Origin of the sequence: Sphingomonas glacialis, assembly GCF_006439055.1 — a bacterium.
Classification (GTDB): Bacteria; Pseudomonadota; Alphaproteobacteria; order Sphingomonadales; family Sphingomonadaceae; genus Sphingomonas; species Sphingomonas glacialis_A.
This window is the reverse complement of the sequence record NZ_RCZC01000002.1, coordinates 1,570,329-1,596,158: the sequence shown is the minus strand read 5'-3', so window position 1 is coordinate 1,596,158 and position 25,830 is coordinate 1,570,329. Positions and strand designations below refer to the sequence as shown.

The 25,830-nt window shown below is 66.5% G+C and carries 26 protein-coding genes; 11 read left to right on the top strand and 15 right to left on the bottom strand.

Features of this window, described 5'->3' with window-relative positions; all coding sequences use genetic code 11:
* Positions 1-98: 98 nt before the first annotated feature.
* The 4 genes from EAH76_RS11350 (at position 99) to EAH76_RS11335 (ending at position 4,398) form a co-directional block, all read left to right on the top strand.
* Positions 99-743: a Tim44/TimA family putative adaptor protein gene (locus EAH76_RS11350; protein ID WP_140850277.1), complete on the top strand. Its 645-nt coding sequence runs from the start codon at positions 99-101 to the stop codon at positions 741-743.
* Between the two features lie 80 nt (positions 744-823).
* The gene (gene mltA / locus EAH76_RS11345) at positions 824-2,014 is read left to right on the top strand and encodes a murein transglycosylase A (protein ID WP_140850477.1); all 1,191 of its coding nucleotides are present in this window, start codon (positions 824-826) and stop codon (positions 2,012-2,014) included.
* 56 nt (positions 2,015-2,070) lie between these two features.
* A complete protein-coding gene (locus EAH76_RS11340; protein ID WP_140850476.1) occupies positions 2,071-2,640 on the top strand; it encodes a Smr/MutS family protein in 570 nt (189 codons plus the stop codon).
* A 66-nt stretch (positions 2,641-2,706) separates the two neighbouring features.
* Positions 2,707-4,398 (top strand): putative bifunctional diguanylate cyclase/phosphodiesterase, encoded by a 1,692-nt coding sequence (locus tag EAH76_RS11335; protein WP_140850276.1) that lies wholly within the window; start codon positions 2,707-2,709, stop codon positions 4,396-4,398.
* Positions 4,399-4,415: 17 nt separating this feature from the next.
* Here the strand turns inward: EAH76_RS11335 and EAH76_RS11325 are convergent, their stop codons facing one another.
* A complete protein-coding gene (locus EAH76_RS11325; RefSeq protein ID WP_140850274.1) occupies positions 4,416-5,087 on the bottom strand; it encodes a peptidylprolyl isomerase in 672 nt (223 codons plus the stop codon).
* Between the two features lie 235 nt (positions 5,088-5,322).
* Between EAH76_RS11325 and EAH76_RS11320 the strand changes: the two genes are divergently transcribed.
* Together EAH76_RS11320 and EAH76_RS11315 are read left to right on the top strand one after the other, a co-directional pair.
* Positions 5,323-5,706 (top strand): hypothetical protein, encoded by a 384-nt coding sequence (locus tag EAH76_RS11320; RefSeq protein ID WP_140850273.1) that lies wholly within the window; start codon positions 5,323-5,325, stop codon positions 5,704-5,706.
* Positions 5,707-5,802: 96 nt separating this feature from the next.
* Positions 5,803-6,075 (top strand): DUF3297 family protein, encoded by a 273-nt coding sequence (locus tag EAH76_RS11315; protein WP_140850272.1) that lies wholly within the window; start codon positions 5,803-5,805, stop codon positions 6,073-6,075.
* A 123-nt stretch (positions 6,076-6,198) separates the two neighbouring features.
* Here EAH76_RS11315 and EAH76_RS11310 read toward each other — a convergent pair whose 3' ends face one another.
* Both EAH76_RS11310 and EAH76_RS11305 read right to left on the bottom strand, forming a co-directional pair.
* On the bottom strand, positions 6,199-6,999 hold the full coding sequence (locus EAH76_RS11310) for a LytR/AlgR family response regulator transcription factor (protein WP_133186090.1): 801 nt from the start codon (positions 6,997-6,999) through the stop codon (positions 6,199-6,201).
* On the bottom strand, positions 6,996-8,120 hold the full coding sequence (locus EAH76_RS11305) for a sensor histidine kinase (protein ID WP_140850271.1): 1,125 nt from the start codon (positions 8,118-8,120) through the stop codon (positions 6,996-6,998). Before EAH76_RS11305 ends, EAH76_RS11310 begins: the two co-directional genes overlap by 4 nt.
* A 202-nt stretch (positions 8,121-8,322) precedes the next feature.
* On the opposite strand from EAH76_RS11305, the gene EAH76_RS11300 reads away from it, so the two are divergent.
* Entirely contained in the window at positions 8,323-8,913 is a 591-nt protein-coding gene (locus EAH76_RS11300) for an HD domain-containing protein (protein ID WP_140850270.1), read from the top strand.
* Positions 8,914-8,977: 64 nt separating this feature from the next.
* On the opposite strand, the gene EAH76_RS11295 is transcribed toward EAH76_RS11300, so the two are convergent.
* Entirely contained in the window at positions 8,978-11,737 is a 2,760-nt protein-coding gene (locus EAH76_RS11295; RefSeq protein ID WP_140850269.1) for a TonB-dependent receptor, read from the bottom strand.
* A gap of 190 nt (positions 11,738-11,927) precedes the next feature.
* Positions 11,928-14,063 carry an NAD-dependent DNA ligase LigA gene (gene ligA / locus EAH76_RS11290; protein WP_140850268.1) on the bottom strand — a complete coding sequence of 712 codons (2,136 nt, stop codon included), beginning with the start codon at positions 14,061-14,063 and terminating at the stop codon, positions 11,928-11,930.
* Between the two features lie 112 nt (positions 14,064-14,175).
* On the opposite strand from ligA, the gene EAH76_RS11285 reads away from it, so the two are divergent.
* Positions 14,176-14,481 carry a hypothetical protein gene (locus tag EAH76_RS11285; RefSeq protein WP_140850267.1) on the top strand — a complete coding sequence of 102 codons (306 nt, stop codon included), beginning with the start codon at positions 14,176-14,178 and terminating at the stop codon, positions 14,479-14,481.
* A gap of 27 nt (positions 14,482-14,508) precedes the next feature.
* Here the strand turns inward: EAH76_RS11285 and EAH76_RS11280 are convergent, their stop codons facing one another.
* From EAH76_RS11280 to EAH76_RS11270, 3 genes are all read right to left on the bottom strand, one after another.
* Positions 14,509-14,715, bottom strand: a complete 207-nt coding sequence (locus EAH76_RS11280; RefSeq protein WP_140850266.1) for a hypothetical protein — start codon at positions 14,713-14,715, stop codon at positions 14,509-14,511.
* A gap of 250 nt (positions 14,716-14,965) precedes the next feature.
* Positions 14,966-15,220, bottom strand: coding sequence for a hypothetical protein (locus EAH76_RS11275; RefSeq protein WP_241659641.1), 255 nt, complete (start codon positions 15,218-15,220; stop codon positions 14,966-14,968).
* Positions 15,221-15,261: 41 nt separating this feature from the next.
* Positions 15,262-15,468: a cold-shock protein gene (locus EAH76_RS11270; RefSeq protein ID WP_010185321.1), complete on the bottom strand. Its 207-nt coding sequence runs from the start codon at positions 15,466-15,468 to the stop codon at positions 15,262-15,264.
* 348 nt (positions 15,469-15,816) lie between these two features.
* On the opposite strand from EAH76_RS11270, the gene EAH76_RS11265 reads away from it, so the two are divergent.
* Positions 15,817-16,149 (top strand): hypothetical protein, encoded by a 333-nt coding sequence (locus EAH76_RS11265; protein ID WP_140850265.1) that lies wholly within the window; start codon positions 15,817-15,819, stop codon positions 16,147-16,149.
* A gap of 159 nt (positions 16,150-16,308) precedes the next feature.
* Here the strand turns inward: EAH76_RS11265 and recN are convergent, their stop codons facing one another.
* Both recN and EAH76_RS11255 read right to left on the bottom strand, forming a co-directional pair.
* Positions 16,309-17,973: a DNA repair protein RecN gene (gene recN, locus EAH76_RS11260; RefSeq protein WP_140850264.1), complete on the bottom strand. Its 1,665-nt coding sequence runs from the start codon at positions 17,971-17,973 to the stop codon at positions 16,309-16,311.
* Positions 17,974-18,049: 76 nt separating this feature from the next.
* Entirely contained in the window at positions 18,050-19,003 is a 954-nt protein-coding gene (locus tag EAH76_RS11255) for an outer membrane protein assembly factor BamD (protein WP_140850263.1), read from the bottom strand.
* 115 nt (positions 19,004-19,118) lie between these two features.
* Here EAH76_RS11255 and EAH76_RS11250 point away from each other — a divergent pair, with 115 nt between their 5' ends.
* Both EAH76_RS11250 and EAH76_RS11245 read left to right on the top strand, forming a co-directional pair.
* Positions 19,119-19,943, top strand: a complete 825-nt coding sequence (locus tag EAH76_RS11250; RefSeq protein WP_140850262.1) for a class I mannose-6-phosphate isomerase — start codon at positions 19,119-19,121, stop codon at positions 19,941-19,943.
* A 70-nt stretch (positions 19,944-20,013) separates the two neighbouring features.
* On the top strand, positions 20,014-21,186 hold the full coding sequence (locus EAH76_RS11245; RefSeq protein ID WP_140850261.1) for a glycosyltransferase: 1,173 nt from the start codon (positions 20,014-20,016) through the stop codon (positions 21,184-21,186).
* On the opposite strand, the gene EAH76_RS11240 is transcribed toward EAH76_RS11245, so the two are convergent.
* From EAH76_RS11240 to yajC, 5 genes are read right to left on the bottom strand one after another with little or no spacing between them, the layout of a single operon-like run.
* Positions 21,172-22,386, bottom strand: coding sequence for a DUF3089 domain-containing protein (locus EAH76_RS11240; protein WP_140850260.1), 1,215 nt, complete (start codon positions 22,384-22,386; stop codon positions 21,172-21,174). The genes EAH76_RS11245 and EAH76_RS11240 overlap by 15 nt on opposite strands.
* Before the next feature lie 54 nt (positions 22,387-22,440).
* Entirely contained in the window at positions 22,441-22,821 is a 381-nt protein-coding gene (locus tag EAH76_RS11235) for an Mth938-like domain-containing protein (protein WP_140850259.1), read from the bottom strand.
* Positions 22,821-23,780: a protein translocase subunit SecF gene (gene secF / locus EAH76_RS11230; protein ID WP_140850258.1), complete on the bottom strand. Its 960-nt coding sequence runs from the start codon at positions 23,778-23,780 to the stop codon at positions 22,821-22,823. Before secF ends, EAH76_RS11235 begins: the two co-directional genes overlap by 1 nt.
* 12 nt (positions 23,781-23,792) lie before the next feature.
* Complete coding sequence (secD, locus tag EAH76_RS11225; protein WP_140850257.1) at positions 23,793-25,379, bottom strand: protein translocase subunit SecD; 1,587 nt, start codon at positions 25,377-25,379, stop codon at positions 23,793-23,795.
* Positions 25,380-25,383: 4 nt separating this feature from the next.
* Positions 25,384-25,725: a preprotein translocase subunit YajC gene (gene yajC / locus EAH76_RS11220; RefSeq protein WP_140850256.1), complete on the bottom strand. Its 342-nt coding sequence runs from the start codon at positions 25,723-25,725 to the stop codon at positions 25,384-25,386.
* Positions 25,726-25,830: the final 105 nt, after the last annotated feature.

Here is a 25,830-nt window from a genome sequence, read left to right as displayed (position 1 = left end):
GGCCCACGGCTTTGACAGGCGCGGCGTACAATCACGTCGTTTGAAACATCGGCCATTTATGCCTATGTAGCCTGTCTAGTGAAAGCCCCGGAGGCCGCGTGTTCCTGATTGTTATCCTCGCGATGGTCGCCGGTTTTCTGGCGCTGCGTCTCTATATGGTGCTCGGCAAGCGCACCGGGCATGAGCAGCCTTTGCCCAAGCCCGCCGAGGACCGCGCGCCGCTTACCGTCGTGCAACGCCCGACCGAAATGATCGGCGAAAGCCGCGAGCCCGCCAGCCGTCTGGTCGAACCCAAGGCCGAAGCCGGCATCCGCGCGATCATCGCCGGGGATTCCAGCTTCGACGTGGCACGCTTCCTCGACGGATCGAAGGCGGCCTACCGCATGATCCTCGAGGCGTTCTGGAAGGGTGACGCGGAAGAACTCGCCTGGCTAGCCGAGGACGATGTGCGCGAGGCCTTCGTCGCTGCAATCGAAGCCCGCAACACCGCCGGCCACGTCCTCGAAAACCGCCTGGTCTCGATCGAGCGCGCGGTGATCTCCGACGCGACGCTCGAGGGCAAGATCGCGCGGATCACGGTGCGCTTCGACGCCGATATCGCGGCCATCACGCGCGATGCCGAGAATACCGTCATCGCCGGCTCGATGAGCGACGCGGTCGAGACGCACGACGCCTGGACCTTCGCGCGGACGCTCAAGAGCAGCGATCCGAACTGGAAGCTCGCCGACACCGACGAGGCGTGAGTGCGGTGAGGGGGGACGTCCGGGCTTCGCTTTGCAGCCTTCGACACGGAAAGTCCGTTGGCGTAACCGCATTGGCGCTTTTGCTTGCGGCGTGCGGCGGTGGTCAGATCGAACGCCCGCGCGCGATCGGCAACGGACAGACTCCGGTCCGTCGCCCGGTGCCGGCAACGCCGATCGCCCCGACCCAAGCGGTCACCGCGCCCGGGCCGACTGCGCGCAGCGCCGGCGTCATCGCCGGGCCGCCGCTCTACTCCTTGCCGATCGACGATGCACAGGCCGAGCGCGCGCTCGTGGCGTTCCGCGCGACCTGTCCGTCGCTGCAACGCCGCACCGACGTAACGGGCCTGACGCAGGGATCGGACTGGCAGCCGGCCTGTGCCGCGGCACCCACTGTCCGTCCGGGCGGCGCGCGCGCATTCTTCGCGCAATATTTCGAGGCGGTGCAGGTCGGCGACGGCAAGGCCTTCGCAACGGGCTATTACGAGCCCGAGATCCGCGGCTCGCGCGATCGGCGGCGCGGCTACGAAGTGCCGATCTACGCGCGCCCGTCCGACCTCGTCGATGTCGATCTCGGCCTGTTCAGCGATACGCTCAAAGGAAAGAAGATCCGCGGCCGTGTCGAGGGCAAGACCTTCGTCCCCTATGACGATCGCACCGCGATCGAGCAGGGATCGCTCGAAGGCCGTGCGCCGATCATCGCCTGGGCCGCCGATCCGATCGAGCTGTTCTTCCTGCAGGTCCAGGGCTCGGGGCGGCTGCGGCTGCCCGACGGGTCGGTGATGCGGATCGGCTATGAGAGCCAGAATGGCCGCGATTACACCGGCATCGGCGCACTGATGAAAAAGCGCGGGCTGCTCGCGCCCGGGCAGAGCTCGATGCAGGGCATCGTCGGCTGGCTGCACGACCATCCCGAAGAGGGCCGCGCGATCATGCGCGAGAATAAGAGCTATGTGTTCTTCCGCGAACAGACCGGGCCAGCGCTCGGCGCGCTCGGCATCGCGGTGACCGGTGGGGTGAGTGCCGCGGCCGATCCGCATTTCGTGCCGCTCGGCGCGCCGGTGCTGTTGTCGATGGACCGCGCCGATGCGAGCCGGCTGTGGATCGCACAGGATACCGGCGGCGCGATCAAGGGTGCCAACCGGATCGATACCTTCTGGGGCGCAGGCGCCGATGCGGCGGCGATTGCGGGCGGAATGGCGGCGCGCGGCACCGCGTTCCTGCTGTTGCCGGTCGGCACGCTGCAGCGCCTGGGTGCCGCGACGGCGGGCTGACAGGAGTGGGATCGCGCCCGCTTCGCCCCGAAGAGGCCGCGCTCTGGGCGCGCGTGATGGCGGGGGTCCGCCCGCTGCGCGCGGTAGCGCCCGCCGCCAAGGCGGTCCCGATCGCGCCGGCGGTCGAACGGCGCCCCGTTCCGGCAATGCGCCTCCCTGAAAAGCCGGTTCCATCGTTCGGCGCGTTGCTCGGCAAGGGGACCGTCGGCTCGGTGCCGCCGCTTGGCCGCAAGACCGTTTCGATCGCCGCACCGCCAAAGCCGCCGGGCAACACGCTCGACGGGAGTTGGGATCGCCAGCTGTCGCGCGGCCTCGTGTCGCCCGACCGGACGATCGACCTGCACGGCCACACGCTGCATTCGGCCTATGACCTGCTCGACGCCGCGCTCGATGCCGCGATCCGCGCGGGCGACCGCGTGATCCTGCTCGTCACCGGCAAGCCGCCGCGCCCGGCCAGCGAACGTCCGCATGCGCGCGGTGCGATCCGCGCCGCGACAGGGGATTGGCTCGCCGGATCGCGCCATTCCTCGGCGATCGCGGCGGTCCGCGGGGCGCATCCGCGGCATGGCGGCGCGGGCGCTTTATATATCGTCCTCAAGCGCTTGCGGACGGCGCAAAACTCTTAACCTTTTGCTGGCACGGTCACGCCAAGCTCGCGCACGCTGCCGGGCAGGGAGCCGCGCATCACCCCAATGGACGAGGTCACGCTCAAGAGTCGCGCCGTCGTGTTTGCGATGTGCGCCGGGGCGGTGGCCTTCTTCCTGGCTGTGCTTGCAACCTCGGCACGCGGCTTTGATCTCGACAATATCGCGCGCGCGCTGATTCCGGCGGTGGTCTGCGCCGCGATGTGCTGGGCCTCGGCCGAACGCAGCATCGCCGGGACGGCCGGCGCCATCGACGCTGCGATCGCGCGGCTGGCGCGCGCCGGCGAGGGGGATCTCGACAGCGCGATCCCCGCCGAAATCGGCGAGGCCGTGCCGCAGCTCGCGCGCGCGATGCAAGGCCTGTTCACGCAGATGACCAACAATCTCGACAGCGTTCACCGGCTCGCGATGTTCGATCCGGTGACCGGGCTGGCGAACCGCAGCAATTTTCGCGCGACGTGCGAGCGGATGCTCGCGGCAACCCCCGCAAACGGTGGCGAAAGCACGGGTGCCTTGTTCTTCATCGATCTCGATCGTTTCAAGACGGTCAACGACACTATGGGCCACGCCTGTGGCGACGCGCTGCTCGGCATGGTCGCGAACCGGCTGCGCGCAGTGGCCGACGGTGTCGCGCACGCCCCGGCTGCGGCGGCGCCGTTGATCGGCCGCCTTGCGGGCGATGAGTTCACGATGTTCTTCCCCGCGATCGGCGATCCCGGCGAGGCGGCGGAGGTCGGCCATGCGGTGCTGCGCGCGCTGGCCGAGCCGTTCGAGCTCGGCGGCACGCATGTCTCGATCGGCGCATCGATCGGCATGGCGCTCTGCCCCGACCATGGCAGCACGCTCGCCGACCTGATGCGCGCCGCCGACGCCGCAATGTATCATGCCAAGGGCAATGGGCGGGGCCGCGCCGAGCCGTTCAGCGTCGAGCTCGCCGCCCGCATCGCCGAACGCACTACGCTCGAGGGCGATCTGCGCGAGGCGATCGACCGCGACGAGTTCGCGCTCGTCTTCCAGCCGCAGATCAGCATCGAGCAGGGCCGCGTCGTCGGCGCCGAAGCGCTGCTGCGCTGGCGCCACCCGCGCGAGGGGCTACGCCTGCCGCTGACCTTTCTCGACTGCGCCGAGGAGACCGGGATGATCGTCGATATCGGTGATTGGGTCGTCGAATCGGTCGCCGCAACGATCGCGCGCTGGGGTAGGATCGGCATCGAGCAACGCCTCGCGGTCAATGTCTCGCCGCGGCAGATCGATCATGCGGACTTCTTCCATGGGCTGCGCGCGGCGCTACGACGGGCGAGCGCGCCGGCGCATCTGCTCGAGCTCGAGATCAGCGAGACGCTCGCGATGCAGTGCAGCGATGCGGTGCTGGCAGCGATCGAGCAGCTCCGCGCCGATGGTGCGACGATCGCGATCGACGATTTCGGCACCGGCTATTCGAACCTCTCACGGCTGCGCGCGCTGCCGATCGACCGGATCAAGCTCGATCGCAGCCTGGTCGCGCACGTCGCCGACGATACTGCGGCGCGGACGATCGCGCAGGCGGTGGTGGGCGTGATCCACGCGCTCGGCTGCGAAGCGGTCGCCGAGGGGGTCGAGACGCCGGCGCAGGTCGAGATCCTGCGCATCATCGGCTGCGACGTGATGCAGGGCTATGCGATCGCCGCACCGATGGAGGAATCGGCGTTCGTCAGCTGGAGCCGCGGCTCGGTCCGCCGGGCGGTCGGCGACGCGCGCTGACGGGCTGAGCCGCCGCGCTAGCCGCGCTTCACGCCGTGCAGCATCTGCCACACCTTCATCCCGCCGGTCGGCTTGGCCACGCCGTCGAGCCGCTCTGCGCGCACGATCGTGACCGGCTTGGCCATCATCTGCCCCTTGAACGCGCCGTCGCCGCCGGGGAGCGTCGGCAGCGCGAGCATCTTCTTGACCACATCCATCCCGACGATGACGCGCCCGAACGCCGCATAACCGACGAACCCCGGCCGCGCATCGAGCGACGGATTGGCGCCGACCATGATCGAGAAATTGCCCGACCCCGAATCGCTGCGTTCGTAGCGCGCCATCGAGAGCGTGCCGTCGAGATGCTTGATACCCGTCTTGTTGGTCGGCTCGAGCGGGACGACGCCGAGCATGCGGTGCGAATCGGTGCCGATCCCGCCCTGGACGAATCCGGTATGGGGCGCGGTCTTGCGCCGTGTCGCGCGGTAGAAGCTGGTGCCTTCGAAGCGGCCGTCATCGACATAAGCGAGGAAATTGGCGACGGTGCCCGGGGCGCGGCGCGCATCGAGCGCGACGACGATCGGCCCGGCCGCGGTGACGAAGCGCACGCGCACGATCGCGGGCTCGCGCGGGGCAGCCGCGGGGGAGGCGCCCGCCGCAACACCCGTGGCCGCCATCACCAGCGCCAAAAGCCTCACTCGAAACTGCATTACACCGAACCTTCTTGTCGTTCGCTCGCGCGCCCTGGCCGAAATCCTGGCGATACAGCGCGATGGCGCGGGCGCAACCGTGCAGGGCCGCACGGTGCAAACCGCTTGGTGAACGCCCCATAAATGGGGCATTCCGGACACGTTCAGACCGACTCGCATACATGTTGCAACAAGCTAGCCCGCTGATGCGTTATTTGGCGATGCACGGGGAATGCTTGGAATGAGGAGATACGAGATGAACCACTTGATGAAGAAGATCGGTCTCGGCCTTGCCCTTGGCGCGACCGCATTGACCGCAGCAGCCCCCGCCGAGGCCCAGCGCTGGGGCGGGTACCGTGGCCATGGCGGCTATTATGGTCGCGGTGGCGGTGCTGGCACCGCGGTGGTTGCCGGGATTGCCGGCCTAGCCGTCGGCGCGGCGCTCGCGTCGAACCGCGACCGTGGCTATTACCGCGACCGCGGCTACTATCGCGATGGCTATTACAATGACGGCTATTATCGTGATCGCGGCTACTATCGTGGCTATTATGCCGAGCCGGTTTACGAGCAGCGCTGCTTCATCGAGCGTCGCTGGGACGGCTATTACGATCGTCCGGTCAACGTCCGCGTCTGCCGCTAAACGGGCGGCTGCGCGACGCGATGCGGCGCGGGACTTCAGTTCCGCGCCGTTTTCGTGTCTGGCGTGGGGGCGCATTTTGCGTCATGAGCCCGGGTCATGACCGACACAGATCAGACCCCAGACCGCCTGTCCTCCAACCCGCGCAGCCCGCATTACGACGAGGCGGCGCTCGCGCGTGGGATCGGCATCCGCTTCAAGGGCCAGCAGCGCCACGACGTCGAAGAATATAGCCGCTCCGAAGGCTGGATCCGCGTCGCGCTCGGCAAGAAGGTCGACCGCCATGGGCAACCGCTGACGCTCAAGCTGTCGGGCGAGGTCGAGGCGTGGTTCGAACGGCCCGCCGAGGGTGCTGATACGGCCGAAGGTTGAGCGGCCCTAAAGCCCCTCCCCTTTAGGGGAGGGGTTGGGGTGGGGAAGTGACTGCGGTCTTTGGTCTCGGTGAGACCTCCCCCACCCCCAGCCCCTCCCCTGAAGGGGAGGGGAGTAAGGCGCTTAGTGTACGAACCGCGCGACCACGTCGCGATAGCTCCGCGAAACCTTCACCTGCGCGTTCGACTGCAGCACGAGGAAGCACTCCCCATTGGTGTGCGGCTTCACTTCCTTGACCAGGTCGAGATTGACGATCGTCGAGCGATGCACGCGCTGGAAACGGCGCGGATCGAGCCGCTTTTCGAGATCCTTCATCGTCTCGCGCAGGATCAGCGTGTTGTCGCCGGTGTAGATGCACATGTAATCGCCCGCGGCATCGATCCGCTCGATCGTGTCGACATCGACGCGGAAGATCTGCCCGCGATCCTTGATGTTGATGAGCTTCTCGAAACGATTGGCCGAAACCTGCTCGCCGCCATCGGCAAGGTTTTCGACCGAATCGGGCGCGATCTCGGCGATCACTTCCTTGAGGCGATCGACCTCCTCGACCCCACGCTTCTCGGTCAGCCGCTGGCGCACGCGGTCGAGTGTGTCGGCGAGGCGCGATTCCTCGACCGGCTTCATCAGATAATCGACCGCGTCGGTCTCGAATGCCTTCAGCGCATGGTCGGAATAGGCGGTCACGAACACGAACAGCGGCGGCTCGACCTCCATCAGGCCCTGGACGACCGAGAAGCCGTCGAACCCCGGCATCTGGATGTCGAGGAAGACCAAATCGGGCTTGTGCGTCTTGATCGCGCGGATCGCTTCGCGGCCGTTCATGCAGGTGTCGACGATTTCGACGTCTTCATGCGCGGCGAGGCGCAGCGCGAGGCCCTGGGTAGCTAGTTTTTCGTCGTCGACGAGGATGGTGCGGATCGTCATGCAAACTCTTTCTTCGGTTCCTCGAGCTGGAACGGGATTTCAATCTCGACCCCGAAACCGCCCCCCGGGATCGATCGAGTCTCGAATCTATGGTCAGGCCCGTAAGCCTGGGCCAGCCTCTCCCTGATATTGGCAAGGCCAACCCCGGTTGAAAGAGCCTGGCTCTGTGAAACGCTCTGCCGCGCCTTTGTTTCGTTCAAGCCGGGGCCGGTGTCGGATACGACGATCTGCACCCGATCCCCGGTGAGCCGCGCGGTAACGGCGATTTCGGCGCCATCTTCCTGCGGAGTGACCGCGTATTTGATCGCGTTTTCGACGAGCGGCTGGAGCAGCAGCGACGGCAACCGCGCCTTCGACACGCGCACGTCGACGTCGAAGGTCGGCCGCAGGCGTTCCTCGAAGCGCATCTTCTCGATCTCGAGATACAGTTTCAGCGTCTCGAACTCCTGCTGCACCGTGACGTGCGCGGTCGGTTCGTTGGCGAGCGTGTAGCGCAGGAACGACGACAGCCGCCCGAGCATCGCATTGGCGCGCTCGGTCTCTTTTAGCAGCACCAGCGTCGAGATCGAGTTGAGCGTGTTGAACAGGAAATGCGGGTTGAGCTGATAGCGCAGCATCGCCAGCTGCGCCGACGACGCGGTGTTCTCGAGCGTGGCGAGCTGGTCGATCTGGTCCTCGACGATCAGATAGAAATTGATCCCGAAATAGAGCGCGGTCCATCCGGCGAGCACGGTGAAGTTGAGGAAGATCGTGCCGAGCACCAGGCTGACGTTGAGCCCCGGGCTCTGCAGCTTGATGAACGAGAAGGAGAAGGCGTCGAGCACCGCGTAGAGCAGCGTCGCCGCGGCGAGCGTGATGATCGTCAGGATCGCCATCGCGAAACGCGGCTGCCGCCTGTAGTAATTGTACACCGTCGCGAGCAGTAGCGTGATGCTGTAGCCGACGATCGATTCGATCACGACCGGCACTACCACCGACACGTCGGCGGCGTTCGAGACGCTCGAGACGCCTCGCAGGATCAGATACCCGGTCCACCCCGCCGCCTGCAGTGTCCAGAAGGCGCGGCCCTTGTCTTCGAAGAAGGGCCGCGAGAAGATCGCTGGTCGGGTGAAGAGGGGCATGGGCACGGGTCTTAGCCCGGCTGGGCGCAATGCGCAAAGTCGGGTATTAGCCGGACACCACGCAACGACGCGGACCTCCCCTCCCTGTAAGGGAGGGGTCGGGGGTGGGTCGGCCCGTTGGAGCGCGCAACACCCGCCCTAGGCCGACCCACCCCCAGCCCCTCCCTTCCAGGGAGGGAGGAAGGAAGAGGAGAGCGACACCATGAACGATCAGCCCGACCGCGCGCAGTTCACCGCGATGGAGCATGGCACCCAGGCCGACTGGAGCCTCATCGCCGGCCATTTCGGCCAGTTCGCCAAGACGCTGCCCAACCGCGTGCTGACCCACCTCCGCCTGCTCGACGGCGATTACGGCGGCTTCCCGGTCGACCGGCTCGAACACTCGCTCCAGACCGCCACGCGCGCGCACCGCGACGGGCGCGACGAGGCCTATGTCGTGATGGCGCTGCTCCACGACATCGGCGACACGCTCGGCACCTACAACCATCCCGAGATCGGCGCGGCGATGCTGCGGCCGTTCGTGTCGGAGGAAGTGCACTGGATCGCCAACACCCACGGCGTGTTCCAGGGCTATTACTTCTTTCATTACATCGGCGGTGATCGCGACCTGCGCGAGCAATATCGCGGCCACCCGCATTTCGAGGCGTGCGCCGAATTCTGCGAGAAATACGATCAGGCGGCGTTCGACCCGACCTATGACAGCGCGCCGCTGTCGTTCTTCGAGCCGATGGTTGGGCGCGTGTTCGCCCGCCCGATCCAGTCGCTCTACGCCAAGGCGGCGGCGGAGGCATAACCCCCAAACGAAAACCGCCGCCCCCTTGCGGGGACGGCGGCCGTCGTGACGAACTGTAGAAGTCTTAGAGCGCGACCACCAGCGAACCGGTGATCGAGCGCGGCGTACCGATGACGGCGTTGCCGATCGAGTAGCGGTTCGGCAGGCCGACGAAGCCGCTCGAGCCGCTCAGGCCGCCGATATAGACCTTGTCGAACAGGTTGCTGACGTTGACCTGGAAGAAGGTCTTGCGGTTGTTGCCAAGCAGCTGGCCGACGTTGATGCGAACGTCGAGGTCGACGATCGTATAGCTCGGGATCTTCGCACCGTAGATCTGGTTCTGCGAAGCCACCGGGCACAGGCCGCCGGAGACGGTGCCGGTGCAGGTGTAGACCGGCAGGTTCTCGTCGTTGACGAAGCGCGAACCGGTATATTTGGCCTGCGCGCCGAGATCGACGATGCCGACGGTGCCCTGCAGACGACCACCACCCATCCAGGTCGGCGAGCCGCCCTCGCGCTTGCCCGCGGTCTGGAAGTAGTTGATCGTCGTGCCGGTGCGGCCCGCCTCGGTGTTGTCGCGGATCTTCGAGTGCAGGTACGAACCGAACACGTACGCCGTCAGGTTGCGAACCGGGGTGTACGACACCGAGCCGTCGAAGCCGTATTTGTCCACCGTGCCGAGGTTGCGCGACACGCTGCTGTCGCTCTCGATGTCATAGACGGTGACGGTGCGGTTGTTGAACTTGGTGTACCAGCCTGCGAGCTGCGCCTGGACCTTGCCGGTCGTGTAGCGCGCGCCGAGTTCGTAGCTGTCGGTCGTTTCAGGCTTGGGCGACGACTGCGGCGAACCGTTGGCGTAATAGAACGAGCTGTAGAGGTTGTCCGTGCTCGGCACCGACAGGCCCTGCGAGAAGCTCGCGTACATGCTGATGGCGCTGGTGAAGTTGTAGGTCAGCCCGACGTTCGGGAGTGCGCGGTTGTAGTTCTTCACGCGCTGCTGCGGCGGGGCGAAGCCGACTACGCAGGCCGAGGTCACAACGGCGCACGAGCTGCCGGCGACGATCGGACGGTTGACGCCGTTCACCGTCGTCACGCCAGGCGCGAAGTAGGTGTAGGGGTTCGCCGCGGCATAGGCAGCCGTCTGGCTTGGCGAGACGCACGACACGTTGGTGTTGGCAGCCACCGTGAAGCAATATTGCGTCAGGTCGCGGCGGAAGAAGGTGCCACGCACGCCGAGGACCGCGACGAGCTTGTCGTCGAAGAACTTGCCGCGATATTCGGCCGAAACCTGGTTGAGGATCGCGAGCGACTTGCGGTTGCGCTTCTCGATCAGCGCGCCCGTTGCGTCGCGGATTCCGTTGTTAACCGGGAACACGTCGAGCGGGGTGCCATTGGTCGATAGGAAGCCTGCTTCGCCGGTCTGGCGATGACGGCCATAGTCGCCGGTATAGGCGATGCGGACGCGGTTGTTCTCGTCGAACTCGTAAGCGAGACCGGCGACGCCGACGAAGCGGCGGGTCTGGGTCTGGCTCGGAGCGATGGCGAGCACGCTGGTCGTCGGGCTGATCACGCCGTCGCCGTTGAGATCGCGACCGGTGTAATAGCCGAAGCCGCCGGGCGAACCGTTACCGGTGTTGCCCGTCGTGTTGATCACGCCGAGTACGCTGGTCGGACCGCAGGCGCGGTTCGTCGTGCTGCCGAGGTTGCCGCAGCCTTCCAGCAGCGAGACCGTGCCGCCGCCATTAGCCTTGGTGTACTGATAGCTGGCGTCGACCGTGAGCACGAGCTTCGGGGTGAGTGTGAAGCGCGATCCAAAGCGGACGTTGCCGGTGTTTGACGGGTTGAAGCGACGGTCGAACTCGGTGCCGCAGGCGGCGCCGGCGGTGTTGAGGCCGGGGGTCGCGCCGCCGATCGTGCAGGGATAGTTGATGTTGTAGAAGCGCTCGGCACCGGTCAGCGGTGCGCGGTTGTTCGAGTTCGGGCCGACGACGCGCGCGAGTGGGTTGGTCGGGCTCTGCACCACATCGTTGCGCAGCGGCACCGAGCCGAGGAAGTTGTTGCGGTTCTCGTTCCACTGGCCAGCGAGCGACAGGAAGTCGCCATTGTCGCCGAGATCCTTGAAGATGCGCGCGTTATACTGCTGCTTCTTCAGGCGCGAATAGTTGCTGAAGGGGTTGTCGGCGCTGATGCTCGAACCCGTGAAGAAGGCGCGGACGCCAGTGTGCGCGATCTCGCCGGTGTCGACCGAGCCATAGACGCGGTAGATCGAGCGGTTGAGCGGGTCGCCCTGGCCGAGATAGGTGCCGTAGGTGCCGCTCATCATTGCGCTGAATTCTTGCGTCGGCTTGCGCGTGCGGATGTTGACGGTGCCGCCGACGGCCGAAGCGGTCGGGCTGTCGACGTCGGTCGAACCGAGGTTGACGCTGATCGAGTCGAGCGTCTCGGGATCCTGCTGCTGGTTCGAATAGATTGCGTAGTTGCCGGTGTCGTTGAGCGGAACACCGTCTAGCGTCTGCGAAATGCGCGAGCTGTCGAAACCGCGGATCGTGAAGGTACCGCCGGCCGCGCCGGTCGCATCGTTATTCTGGAAGCTGACGCCGGGGACGAGGTTGATGATCTCGTTGACGGTCTGGCCGGGGCGCTGGCGGCTGATCGTATCCGCACCGACGGTGATGCGCGTCTTGGGAACGTCGGGAACGGTGATGCCACCCTTGTTCGCCTTGGTGCCGGTGACGACGATGTCGGTGCCGCCGTCGAAATCGGTCGAACCCGTCGACTGTGCGAAGGCTACGCCCGGTACCAGGATCGCGGCAAAGGCCACGCCAGTGAATAGCTTCATCTTCATGCTTGTTCCCCACAGAATATCGTGATCGTCAGCGCTCGGCCTGTGGCCGTCACGCTCCATCGATCGGAGCCCCTGCACCTGTTATATTTCTGTTCGATGACAAGTCATGCAGACTGTTCACCTCCCGTTAAAAACGGTCGGGAACCGTTGCATATTAGCATCACAGTTTAGCAGGCGGGTTTGTACGGACTTATCCCGCAGCGGCGACGATCTCTGCCCAACCCGCTTCGTCGATCACCCTAACCTTCAGATCGGCCGCCTTTTTCAGCTTCGAACCCGCGCCGGGGCCCGCGACGACGAGATCGGTCTTGGCCGACACCGATCCCGCCACGCGCGCGCCGAGCGCCTCGGCCTGCGCCTTGGCTTCGTCGCGACTCATCGTCTCGAGGCTGCCGGTGAACACCACGATCTTGCCGCTGACCGGCGACTCGCGGGTCTGATGGACGACATCCGTCGGCGTCACTTCGCGCAGCAGCGACTCGACCACGTCGCGATTGTGCGGCTCGGCAAAGAACTCCAGCAGCGCGTCGGCGACCTCGGGGCCGATCCCCGCAGTCTCGATCGCGTCGGCGAGCGCGCGGCCGCGGCGGACGACGAACTTCGCGTCGGTCTCGCCCAGCGCCGGCACGGTCGCGGCGCGCACCGCGAGGACGCGCTCGATCATGTCCGAAAACGCCGCCATCGACACATAGCGGCGGGCGAGGTCACGTGCGGTAATCTCGCCGACATGGCGGATGCCGAGCGCGAACAGGAAACGGTCGAGCCCGATCTGGCGGCGCAGGTCGATCGCGGCGAGCAATTTGTCGACGACCAGCTCGGACATCCGCTCGCGCGTCACCAGCGACGCGCGATGTTCGTGCAGCCGGAAGATGTCGGCGGGCGAGCCGATCAGCCCGTCGCGGAAGAAATCCTCGATCCGCACCAGACCCAAGCCGCTGATGTCATAGGCGTGGCGCGAGACGAAATGAATCAGCCGCTCGACGCGCTGCGCCGGGCAGATCAGCCCGCCGGTGCAGCGCACCACGACCTCGCCCTCGCCACGCTCGGCGAGCGAGCCGCATTCGGGGCAGGCGGTCGGGAAAGCGAAGGCGGGGCGCTCCTCGTCGCGCGTCAGCACTTCGACGATCTGCGGGATGACGTCGCCCGCGCGCTGCAGCACGACGCGGTCGCCAACGCGCGCGCCGAGCCGCTCGATCTCGTCGGCATTGTGCAGCGTCGCATTGGTGACGACGACACCGCCGACGGTGACGGGCGCGAGCCGCGCGACCGGGGTCAGCGCGCCGGTGCGGCCGACCTGGATGTCGATCGCGGTCAGCGTGGTCTCGGCGCGCTCGGCGGGGAATTTGTGCGCGATCGCCCAGCGCGGGGTGCGCCCGACGGTGCCGAGCCGCGCCTGCCAGTCGAGCCGGTCGAGCTTGTAGACGACGCCGTCGATGTCGAACGGGAGGTCGGCGCGCTGGTGTTCGATCGCGCGATAGACGGCGAGCGCGGCGTCGGTGGTCGCGGCGTGCGCGAAGCCGCTGGCGATGGGGAAACCCCAGCCGCGGATCGCTTCGACGTTGGCGCTCTGCGTCTCGCCGGGAAGCGCGCTGGTCTCGCCCCAGCCCCAGGCGAAGAAGCGCAACGGTCGCGTCGCGGTGACCGCGGCGTCCTTCTGGCGGAGCGACCCGGCGGCAGCGTTGCGCGGGTTGGCGAACTGGCGGGCCTCCTTGCCGGCGGCCTCGGCCTCGGCGAGGAGGCGGGCGTTGAGGCCGGCGAAATCGGCCTTCGCCATATAGACCTCGCCGCGGACCTCGAAAATGTCGGGCGCGTCGGCGGGGAGGGTCTGCGGGATGTCGGGGATGTGCGCGACATTGGCGGTGACGTCCTCGCCGACCTGCCCGTCGCCGCGCGTCAGCGCCTGGACGAGCCGGCGCTGTTCGTAGCGCAGCGAGCAGGACAAGCCATCGATCTTGGGCTCGGCGGTGAGCTCTACCGGCGCATCGTCGGGCAGCGCGAGGAAGCGCCGCACGCGCGCGACGAATTCGGCGACGTCCTCGTCGGTAAAGGCATTGTCGAGGCTGGTCATCGCTCGCGCATGCGCGACCTTGGCGAGATGCGCGGCGGGCGCGGCGCCGACCTGCAGCGCGGGCGAATCGGCGCGGACGAGCTGCGGGAAGGCCGCCTCGAGCGCGGTGTTGCGCGAGCGCAGGGCGTCGAAGTCGGCGTCGCTGATCTCGGGCGCGTCATCGGTGTGATAGCGCGCGTTATGATAGGCGATCTGCTCCGCCAGCCGCGCGAGTTCGGCGGCGGCTTCGGTGTCGGTGGCGGGGAGGGGAGCGCTCATGGCTCGGCGTTACCGGAGAGCGGGGGGCGGCATCAAGGCGTGGCGCGACGTAGAGAGAACGAATAGCGATAACTGGTGGAAACCGGACATGATACGATGGCAGCGAAGCACCATGACGCCCACCGCTAAAACGGAAGCGCAGGGCAAGATCGTGACCGAAATCGGTTCCGAGAACTACCAAGCTGTATGTCATTTTGTAATCGAGGGCGACTACAAAGCGGATCATCAACGCGACTTCGAAGGAGCCTTCGCGGAGTATGAGAAGGCGTGGGCTTTGTTGGAAACTGCCGAAACTCGGCAATTATTGGGCTCTGATCTCCTAGATGCTATGCTCGATTTTGCTGCGCGATCAGGGGATCAAGAGCTTATTAGGCGTGCCGACAGATTGAACATCGTGTTTCAACAGGAAGCCCAATGACAGGAAGCAGACATTGACATCTGAGTGTCATGCCGAGCCGAACACGTCGCCGATGAACCCCGTCAATCCGAGAAGCACGACTGTAGCGGAGGCAGGAAGCATCCATGCCCATACCCACGCGTAATGTCGGAATTTTCCCTCGCGAAACCGCCAGCAAGCCAACGCGAACACGGGCGACCACAGGATCAGCGCGGGCACAAAAAAGAGCAGCAGGAGCCAAAAAGCAAATTCCACTCTGCTAGGATGTCATCAGTCTGGGACGGCTGCAATTGGGCGAAAGCGGACGCGGCGCTGTCCTACACGTTGCGTTCATGATGTGGACCGGAACGCGCTTTGAAATTGTCGGGGCTGCACGAACGCATTGGTGGAAAAACGGAACGATCACCGTTGTACATACCGCGTCTTGGGGTCAATCGGGCCAAGCACGCGACACGCGCTTCGCGGGTCGCGATGTCCGGACGGGGTCGCTAGCGGCCATCCGCCGCTAGGGGGTTACGACCTCGTCGTCATCCTCGGTCATCTCGGCCGCAAGCTTGGCTTCTTCGTTGGTCGACTTGCGCTCGGCGGTCTTTTCGGCGCGGGTCGCCATTTCGTCCCAGGCCTTGGCGGCGCGCAGATGGCGCGTGCGGACGTTGTCGAGCGTGGCGGTGGCAGCTTCGGACTCGGCCTGGCGGGCGCGGTCGCGATAGAAGATGGCGGTGGTGTTCGTCGGAGGTCTCCTGATCGAGGGAGGGGCCAAATAAAAGGGGTGCCGCCGGCTGGCGACACCCCAAAATCGCGTCAGGCTTGGGCGAGACGGACGGCCGAGACCTTGCCGCGGCGATCCTCTTCCAGCTCGTACGAAACGCGCTGGTCGCGATCGAGCGTCGCCATGCCGGCGGCTTCGACCGCGCTGATATGGACGAACGCATCGCCGCCGCCGCCCTCAGGCGCAATGAAACCGTAACCCTTGTCGGCGTTGAAGAACTTAACGGTGCCGATAGCCATAGTGTATTCCTTAGTGCCGGATCGCCGCGCAACGCGTGCGAAAGCAGCGGAGTGGGGCCGAGATCAAAGACGGATGCGACGTCCGGCCCCGGCCGGCGCATCCGATCATGGTGTCACCCGCGCGCGGAGAGTCCGCAGCGGGCAGGGTGACGAAACAGGGTAAACAGAAGAACCAGAACGCGCGTCCGATGCGATGCAAGCGGGAGCGCAGGGGGTCTCTCAGTCGCGCGTCGCTCAAATGGAACCGCGCGATGCGGAGCGTATAGCAGAGTGTTCCGCAAATGTCGCGGGCTTTACGCGCGGTGGGTTGTGTATAGCATCGTGGCGTCGAGGCGGAGGTGGTGTGCGATGATCTTGATGATCCTACTGGCGCTGCAAACGAGCGTGCCGCCCGATCCTCCCGCCGATCGGCGTGTGAGTGTCGATTTGCCGGCGCGGTGGCATCCCGGCGGGTGTTCGAGCACCGAGCCGTCGCGCGACATCGTCGTGTGCGGCAAGCGCGATGCGGGCGAACAGTATCGTGTGCACCCGCTGCCGGAAAAATATGCCGAGGTCGGTGGGCCCGGGATCGGGATCGATCTCGGCAAGGGCGCGCGCGGCAATCTCCATGCCGAGCCGGGCGGAACGACCGATGGAAAGGTCGCCAAGCGGATCATGTTCACGGTGACGATGCCGTTCTGAGGGGGCGCCGCCCTTCTCCATCGCCGTCACCCCGGCCTTGTGCCGGGGTCCACCGTGCCGCGCATCCTGCCCGCGCAGCATGCGCGTCCCGGTGGGCCCCGGCACGAGGCCGGGGTGACGAAGGGAGGACGGCTTCCGATCCGGTCTTCGGACCGAAGTCTACGCCGTCTCGATCAGCCGTTCCGCTTGCGCGCGGGCCTCTGGCGTGATCGTCGCGCCCGATAGCATCCGCGCGATTTCCTCGCGGCGCTGGTCGATGTCGAGCGCGGTCACGCCGGTGCGCGTGACCACACCGTCGTGGCGCTTGGCGATCAGCAAATGATGCCCGCCGCGCGCAGCGACCTGCGGGCTGTGCGTGACGACGAGCAATTGCGTGGCGTCAGCGAGCCGCGCGAGTCGCTCGCCGATCGCGCTCGCCACGGCACCGCCGACGCCGCGGTCGATCTCGTCGAAGATCATCGTCGCAGCCCCGCCCTGCTCGGCGAGCGCGACCTTCAGCGCGAGGATGAAGCGCGACAATTCGCCGCCCGACGCGATCTTGACCAAAGGCGCGAAGGGCGCGCCGGGGTTGGTCGAAATCTCGAACTCGACGCGGTCCTTGCCCGCCGCCGACCACGCCTCGGCCGGGGCAGGCGCGACGACGGTGCGGAAGCGCGCGGCATCGAGCTTGAGCGGCACAAGCTCGCCCTTCACTGCGGCATCGAGCTGCAGCGCGGCCGCGGTGCGCGCCTTGGTCAGCGCAGCGGCGGCGGTGTCATAGGCGGTGCGCGCCTTGGCCAGCTTCGCCTCTAGCGCGGCGAGACCCTCTTCGCCGGCCTCGAGCGCGGCGAGCTTGGCCTCAAGCTCGCTCGCCAGCTCGGCGAGCTCATCGGGCTGGACGCGGTGCTTGCGCGCCATCGCGCGCAGTTCGAACAGCCGCGTCTCGTCGTCTTCGAGGCTGGCGGGATCGAACCACAGGTCGGTCTTGGCCTCGCGCAACCGCTCCTCGGCGACCGCGCCCTCGATCACCGCGCGATCGACCGCGGCGAGCGCATCGGCGAGCGCGGTATGATCCTCTGCGATCCGTTCGAGCACGCGCGCCGCCTGGCGCAGCTGCGCAAGGCCGCCGTCCGAGCCTTCGAGCCAATTCTCGATCGCGAGCAGGTCCTCGGCGATCTTTTCCGAGCGCTGCATCGTGCGGCGGCGATCGGCGAGCGCCTCCTCCTCGCCGGGCTCGGGCGCGAGCGCGCGCAATTCGCCGACAGCATGTTCGAGCCACTCGCGGTCGCGCGCTGCGGTGTCGATCGTCGCGCGGGCGCTGGCGATTGCGGCCTCGGCATCCCGCCACGCCTTGTAGCTCGCCGCGGTCGATCCCGCCGCGACGCGCCCGAACGCGTCGAGCAGCGCACGGTGGCCGCGCGCGTTGAGCAGCCCGCGATCGTCATGCTGGCCGTGGATCTCGACGAGATACGGCGCGAGTTCGCGCAGCAGCCCGGCCGAGGCGGGCTGATCGTTGACGAAGGCGCGGCTGCCGCCATCAGCCTTGACGATGCGGCGGATCATCAGCGGCTCGCCGGGGTCGAGCTCGAGCCCGTTTTCGGTGAGCAGAGCGACGATCGGTCCGTCGGCTTCGGGCGTGTCGAAGGTCGCGGTGACGATCGCCTGCGTCGCGCCCTGCCGCACGAGCCCGGCCTCGCCACGCGCACCGAGCGCGAGCCCGAGCGCGTCGAGCAGGATCGATTTGCCCGCGCCCGTCTCGCCCGTCAGCACGCCGAGGCCCTGCCCGAACTGCAGGTCCAGCGCCTCGATCAGCACGACGTCGCGAATGGCGAGGGAAATCAGCATGGGGTCACCTTACCCTTTAGCCGAGTTGACCGCGTTCCGGTAACGTTCTTTTTGCGCGCACAGGCGTCGGTGCGGCTCAGTTCGGGTTCGGGTTGCCCGGGTTGGTGCCCGATCCGCCGCCGATCGGGGCGGCTGCGCTGGTGTCGCGCTTGATGTCGTTGCTCTTGCCCGGGATCGAATCGGCAACGCTCTTCTTGTCGGGGACGATCAACTGGCCCGGCGCGAGCGCTGCGACCGAAACCGGGGGATGCTCGTTGCTGAGCTTGTAGGCGCGCTCATACCACTGCGTGCCGGGATAGTTCGCGCCGAGCACCGCGGCCGACTTGCGCGCCTCGTCTGGCACGCCGAGCGCGAGATAGGTCTCGGTCATCCGCATCAGCGCCTCGGGCGTGTGCGTCGTCGTCTGATATTCCTCGACCACCTTGCGGAAGCGGCCGTTGGCGGCGAGCCACTGCCCGCGCACTTCGTAGAAGCGCCCGATCTCCATTTCCTTGCCGGCGAGATGGTCGCGGACCAGATCGACCTTCAGCCGCGCATCGGCGGCATAGCGCGAATTGGGATAGCGGCGCATCAGCTCGCCGAGCGAATCGAGCGCCTGCTGCGTGATCTTCTGGTCGCGCGTGACGTCGCTGATCTGCTCGTAATAGCCGAGCGAGACGAGATAATAGGCGTAGGGCGCGTCGCGGTTGCCGGGATGGACCGTCAGGAAGCGCTGCGCCGACTGGATCGAGGCGGTGTAATCATGCGCCAGATAGTAGCTGAACGCGCTCATCAGCTGCGCGCGGCGCGCCCAGACCGAGTAAGGATGCTGCCGCTCGACCTCGTCGAACAGTGCCGCCGCGATCTTGTAGTTGCGCTGGTCGAGCTGCTTTCTTGCCGCGGTGTAGAGCGTGCCGACGTCGCGCGCGACATAGGGAATGTCGCCCTTGGTCTTGTTGCGCGCGCACCCCGTAGTGGAGAGCGCGGTCGCGGCGATCAGACCGATCGCGAGGCTGCGGAGAAAGGGCGAGCGGGGCAGGGGGGTGCGCATTGGCGCCAGCCTTAGCGCAACCCCCGATGCACGAACAATCCTTTTAACGCGCACGGATCGCTTGGACGTGACGATGCGTTGGCGGTATCAAGCCCCCCACAGGAGAATCGGAACCGTGACTGCCATCTTGCTCGCCACCAAACGCGTCGAAAAGCCATGGGGGCGTCACACCTTGTGGCCCGGTTTTGCCGATCCCGCGCCCGGCGGCGAAAAGGTCGGCGAAGTGTGGTTCCAGACGCCGCATGCCGGCGAACCCGAACTGCTGATCAAATATCTGTTCACCAGCGAGAAGCTCTCGGTCCAGGTCCATCCCGACGATGCCGCCGCGCAGGCCGCCGGCTATCCACGCGGCAAGGACGAGGCGTGGCTGATCCTCGCCGCCGAACCCAATTCGACGATCGCGATCGGTACGCTCGAGCCGATGACGCACGAGCAACTGCGCGCCGCCTCGCTCGACGGCTCGATCGAGCATCTGCTTGACTGGAAGCCGGTCAAGGCGGGCGAATTCTATTACAACAAGGCCGGGACGATCCATGCGATCGGCGCGGGGATCACGACGATCGAAGTTCAGCAGAATGTCGATCTGACCTATCGCCTGTACGATTACGGCAGCGATCGCGAGCTGCATCTCGATGCCGGGGTCAAGGTGTCGGATCCGGTCCCGTTCGTGCCGCTGCCGACGCCCGCCTCCGACGGCAAGGACCACCAGATCCTGTCCGAGGGGCCCAAGTTCGTGACCGAGCGTTTCGCCGGCGGCCATCGCGTCATCAATCTTCCCGAGGGCGTTCCGGGCTGGTTCGTTCCGGTCGCGGGTTCCGGCACGGTCGATGGCGTCGCGTTCAAGGCGGGCGAGTGCCTGCTGCTCACCGGGCGCTGCGAGATTTCGTCCGACGCCGCGAGCGACTTGCTGCTCGCCTATCCCGGCGACAAGCGGATTTGATCGATCGCGTCTCCCCTCGCGCAAACGCGAGGGGAGAAGACCTTTACACTCTCGTGCTAGCGATGCGGCCATGCTCCGCGTCCTGACCCTCGCCACGCTGTTCCCCGATATATCGCGGCCGAACTTCGGCGTTTTCGTCGAGCGGCAGACGGTGGGGCTGGCCGCGCATCCGGACATCGATCTCAGGCTGATCGCGCCGGTCGGGCTGCCGCCGTGGCCGCTGTCGCGCCACGCGCACTATGCTGCACTGGCGGCGCTCCCCGAGCGCGAGACGTGGAAGGGACTGACGACTTATCGTCCGCGCTTCACCACGCTGCCGGGCACGGCGGGGCGGTTCCACGCGGGCGCGCTGACCCGGCGGTTGATCCCGCAGCTCGCCGAAATCCGCCGCGACTTTGCGTTCGACGTGATCGATGCCGAGTTCTTCTTCCCCGACGGCCCCGCCGCGGTCGCGCTCGGCCGGCATTTCGGCGTGCCGGTGTCGATCAAGGCGCGCGGTGCCGATATCCACCATTGGGGCACCGCGCCGGCGACTGGCGCGCAGGTCGTCGCGGCGGGCCAGGCTGCCGATGGCGCCCTTGCAGTTTCGCAAGCGATGCGCGCCGACATGATCGCGCTCGGCATTCCGGCCGAGCGGATCCGCGTCCACCATACCGGCGTCGATCTCGACCGCTTCGCGCCGCGCGACCGAGGCGTCGGAAAGGCGCGCTACGATGTGACCGGGCCGCTGATCGTCTCGGTCGGGGCGCTGATCGCGCGAAAGGGGCATGACGTTGTGATCGATGCGGTCGCCTCGCTCCCCGACGCGACGTTGCTGATCGCGGGCGAAGGGCCTGCGCGCGGCACGCTCGAAACGCAGATCGCGGTGCGTGGCGTGGCGGATCGCGTGCGCTTGCTCGGCGCGATCCCGCATGGCGATCTACCCGGTCTGCTCGCCGCGGCCGATGTGATGGCTTTGGCGTCGGCGTCCGAAGGGCTCGCCAACGCCTGGGTCGAGGCACTGGCGTGTGGCACGCCGATCGTCATCACCGCGGCAGGCGGGGCGGGCGAGGTCGTCACCGACCCGGCCTATGGCCGCATCGTAGATCGGACTCCGGGCGCGTTTGCCGCGGGGATCGCGGCGGTGCTCGCCGATCCGCTGCCGCCCGAGCTGGTGCGGCAGGGCGCGGCGCGCTTTACCTGGGCAGCGAACACCGCCGCGCTGGTCAATCATCTTGGTGGGCTGGTCTCACTGCGCCGCTGAAATCGGCTGCTTGCCCGCCCAGACCTTCGCCTGGGCATCGCTCAGCTCGACCAGATCGCCCATCGCGATGGGCAGGTCGATCAGATGCAGCCCCCATTCGGGAAGCGTCCGCCCGCGCACGGCGACATCGCCGACGATCGTCTGCGTGCGCTTGTCGGTCGGCTTGGCGTTGACCGATACCGCCAGATAGCTGAACCTGCCGCTGGTGGTGCAGGCGATGCTGATCAGGCCGGGCACCTTGACGAACGGTGTCGTCACCGCCGCGCCGTCGGTCGTCCACGGCCCCATCGGCGCGCTCGCCATCCCTGCGCCGCGTGCGCCGAGATAGGCGTCGCTCACCGCTGATCCACCCTCGAGCGCTGCCGGGTTGACGCAGGCCGCGACCATGCCCGGCTCCGGCACGACGCCGAAGCGGCTGTTCGCAGGCGGCGGCGATTCGGCGCGGAAGCTGACATAGCTGACCACGCAGCCGACATCCTTGGCGTTGTGGCACAGCGGCGTCGATTTGAAGTCGCCGCCGACGTCCTTGCCCGCCGGTACCGCGACATTGGTGCCCGGGATCAGCACCGAGATGATCAGTTTCTGTTGTGGCGTGCCTTCGATGGCGTCCGCGACGAGCTGCTTGAGGATGCCCGAGCCCTGGCTGTGCCCGATCAGCACGACGCCGCGGCCGTGATTGTCATAGGCGAGATATTCCTCCCAGGCCGCCTTCACGTCGCGATACGCCATCGCGCGGTCGGCGACGACCGGCTTGCCCACGAGCAGCGCCTGGAGCGCGGTGAGCGTCACCTGGCGGTAGAGCGGTGCGAACACGCGGCAATGCTCGGCGAAGCGCCCCGCCTGGAATGCGGCGACGGTGTTTTCCTCGGGGCCCGCGATCATATCGCTATTGGGGGTGCGGTCGAACGACACGGTCGGATAGACGTAGAAGCAATCGAACTTTGGCGAACTTGTCGGACCGAACTTCTCGATGCTGCGCGATCCGTCGGCCTTGATGATCGTCGCGGTTTGTTCGCCATCGCAGGCGTCGAGCCGGCCGGGACGACAAAGCCAATTCTGCGACTGGCCATAATCGGGCTCGGTGGGCGGTGGCGGCGGAACGGGGGCGGGATAGACCGATGGTGGGGCTGGGGTTCCCGCCTGTGGGGTCGCGAGCGCTGGGGCGGCGATGATCGTCAGCGCAACCAGGAACGACTTCATCACGCTATTCTCCCCCATATCGTTGGCGGAAGAATAGCGCCGCGGCGCGCGCCTTCAAAGGGGATACAGCGCGCCCACGACCCAGCGCGTCTCACCGCGCAGCACCGCCCAGGCGCGCGCCGCGGCGCGGCTGTCCATCGCCTCGACCCCGATGCCGAGCGCTTCGCACGCGCGGACGAAGCTGGGGGGAGGGCGCTGCATCGTCGCCCCGGTGCCGAGCAGCAGGAATTCGGGACGCGGCTCGATGGCGAGCAGCGGCCCCAGCGCTTCGATGGTCAGCGTCTCGATCGGCGGCGGCGCCCATTCCTCCGACCCGTCGGGCCAGATCCGCAGCGCGCGATACACGCCGATGAACTCGCCCGCCTCGACCTTGAAGCCACCGCCCGAAAAGGCGGTGATCACCGGCCCGACGCCGCGCTCGCGCTCGACCCGCATCAGCGCGCCTTGGGCGTTCCGGCAGTGGCGGCGGGGACGTCCTCGCCGCGCGGATCGGGGCGCAGGCCAAGCGTGATCAGCAGCGACGACGACACGTAGATCGACGAATAGGTGCCGACGAAGATGCCGAGGATCATCGCCGCGGTGAAGCCGCGCAGCACGTGGCCACCGAAGATCAGCAGCGCGAACAGCGCCAGCAGGATGGTCAGCGAGGTCATCACGGTCCGCGGCAGCGTCTCGTTGACCGACAGATCGACGATGCTCGGCATGTCCATCTTGCGATAGCGGCGCATGTTCTCGCGGATACGGTCGTCGATCACGATCTTGTCGTTGATCGAATAGCCGATAATCGTGAGCACCGCGGCGACGATGTTGAGGTCGAATTCGTACCAGGTCAGCGCGAAGAAGCCCAAGGTCATCAGCACGTCGTGGACGATCGCGACGACGGTCGAGACGCCGAACTGCCATTCGAAGCGGAAGATCGCGAACAGGCCGATCCCGACCACCGCGAGCACGACCGCGAGGATGCCCTTCCAGATCAACTCGCCCGAAACCTTGCCGCTCACCGCATCCTGCTTGGAGAATTTGGCGTCGGGGAAATCCTTGACGACGGCCGCCTGCACCGTGGCGACGACGCGATCGGTCGCGTCCTTCTCCTGGCTCTTGACCGGCGGCAGCTTGATCGAGATCGTCTTGCCGTCATTGCCGACGGTCTGCAGGCGGACCTCGCCGAGGTTGAGCCGGTCGATCGTGCTACGCAATTTGTCGGTCGATGGCGGCGTCGAGAATTTCTCCTCGATCATCAAGCCACCGACGAAATCGACGCCGAGATTGAGGCCACGCGCAAAGACGAGGCCGATCGCGGCGAGCGACAGCAGGATGGTCAGCCCGAACGCCCATTTGCGGAGCGAAACGAACGGCAGGTTGGTGTTATCGGGAACGAGTTTCAGCAGGCGCATGTCTCTGGCCGATCAAATATTGATTTCGGTCGGGCGGTTCTTGCGAATCCACAGCACGACCAGCATCCGCGTGAAGGTGACCGCGGTGAATACCGAGGTCGCGATACCGATCAGCAGAACGACCGCGAAACCCTTCACCGGGCCCGAGCCGAGCATCAGCATGATCAGGCCCGAGATGGCGTGCGTCGCGTTCGCCTCGAAGATCGTGCGGCTCGCTTCCTTATAGCCCAGCTCGACCGACTGGATCACGCTGCGGCCACGCCGGCGTTCCTCGCGGATACGCTCGTTGATCAGGACGTTCGCGTCGACCGCGGTGCCGATCGTCAGCACGAAGCCCGCGATCCCCGGCAGCGTCAGCGTGCCGTTGAGCAAGGCGAGCACGCCCATGATCACCATGACGTTGATGACCACGGCATAGTCGGCATAGAAACCGAAGCGGCCGTAGGTCGCGATCATGAACAGCACGACGAGCGTGACCGCGATCCCCGAGGCGAGGATGCCGGCATGGATCGAATCGGCGCCGAGATCGGGACCGACGGTGCGTTCCTCGACGACCTTGAGCGAGATCGGCAGCTTGCCCGAGCTCAGCGCGATCGACAAATTGTTCGCCGATTCGACCGTGAACGAGCCTTCGATATAGCCCGAACCGCCCAGGATCGGCGTGTTGATGCGCGGCGCGGAAATGACCTTGTCATCGACGATCACCGCGAAGCGCTTGCCGGTCTGCTCCTGCGTGATCCGCGCGAACTTCTTGCCGCCTTCGCTGTTGAAGCCGAAATTGACGATCGGTTCGTTGGTATCCTGCTTGAAGCCCTGGCTCGCGGTCAGCAGCTGGTCGCCGGTGAGGATCGCCTGGCGCTTGACGAGGATCTGCGCGCCGGGGCCGGCCTCGGAATAGGGGAGCGCCTGGCTGCCGGCGGGCACGATGCCGCCGGGCACGTAGGGCGTGTCATCGACCATCTTGAATTCGAGCTTGGCGGTCTTGCCGAGCAATTCGCGGAGCGCCTTGGGATCCTTGAGACCCGGCACCTGGACGACGATGCGGTCATTGCCCTGGCGGACGATCGTCGGCTCCTTGGTGCCGAGCTTGTCGATACGCGTGCGCACGACGTCGGTGGCGGTCGCCATCGCGGTGTTGATCGCCGCCGCGATGCCCGCCTGGGTCGGCGTCATCACGACGCGCGACGAATCGATAACCTGCAGGTCCCAGTCGCGCTGGCCGGTATAGCCCACGCCGCCGGTCAGTTTGTTGAGCCGCTCGCGCGCCGCATCGAGCTGCGTCACGTCGCGCAGCAGGAAGCTGAGCTTGCCGCCGTCGGTCGCGATGTCGCCGATCGAGATTGGCGGGCCCTTGGCCATTTCGGTGATGATCTGCTCGCGCATCGCCTCGAGCCGGTTCTTGACCAGCTCGTCGGTGTCGGCCTCGATCAGCATGTAGCTGCCGCCGGCGAGATCGAGCCCGAGGTTTACTTTGGGGTGTGGAAAGCCACCCCATTTCGACGTGACCGAATCAGGCAGGAAACTGGGGACCGCCAGCGCCATCAAGCAGGCGAGGAACCCCAGGATCGAGACGACCTTCCAGCGCGGGAAATCGAGCATCGGATCAGTCGTTCGCGGGCTTGGAGCCGAGCGGCGTAACGTCGGCGAGCGTCGACTTGACGACGCGGATCTTGATCGACGGGGCGATTTCGACCTCGACGAATGCGTCCTCGACCTTGGTCACCTTGCCGAGCACGCCGCCCGCCGTGACGACCGAATCGCCCTTCTTGACCGCGCCGATTGTCGCGGCCTGGTCGCGCGCGCGCTTCTGCTGCGGGCGCAGGATCAGGAAATAGAAGACGACGAAGACGAGCAGCAACGGCGCGAACTGAATGATCATCGCGAGGAAACCATCGGGGCCGGCGGCGGCGCCTGCGGTCTGGGCAAAGGCTGGGGTGGCGAACATGGGCTACCTTGGTAAGACTGGACCCGCCTGCATGCTGACACGCGGGATCGCGCACCCTTTCGGGCACGCCACAAGCCCGTCGCGCTATCAGGTACGGTGCGCCCG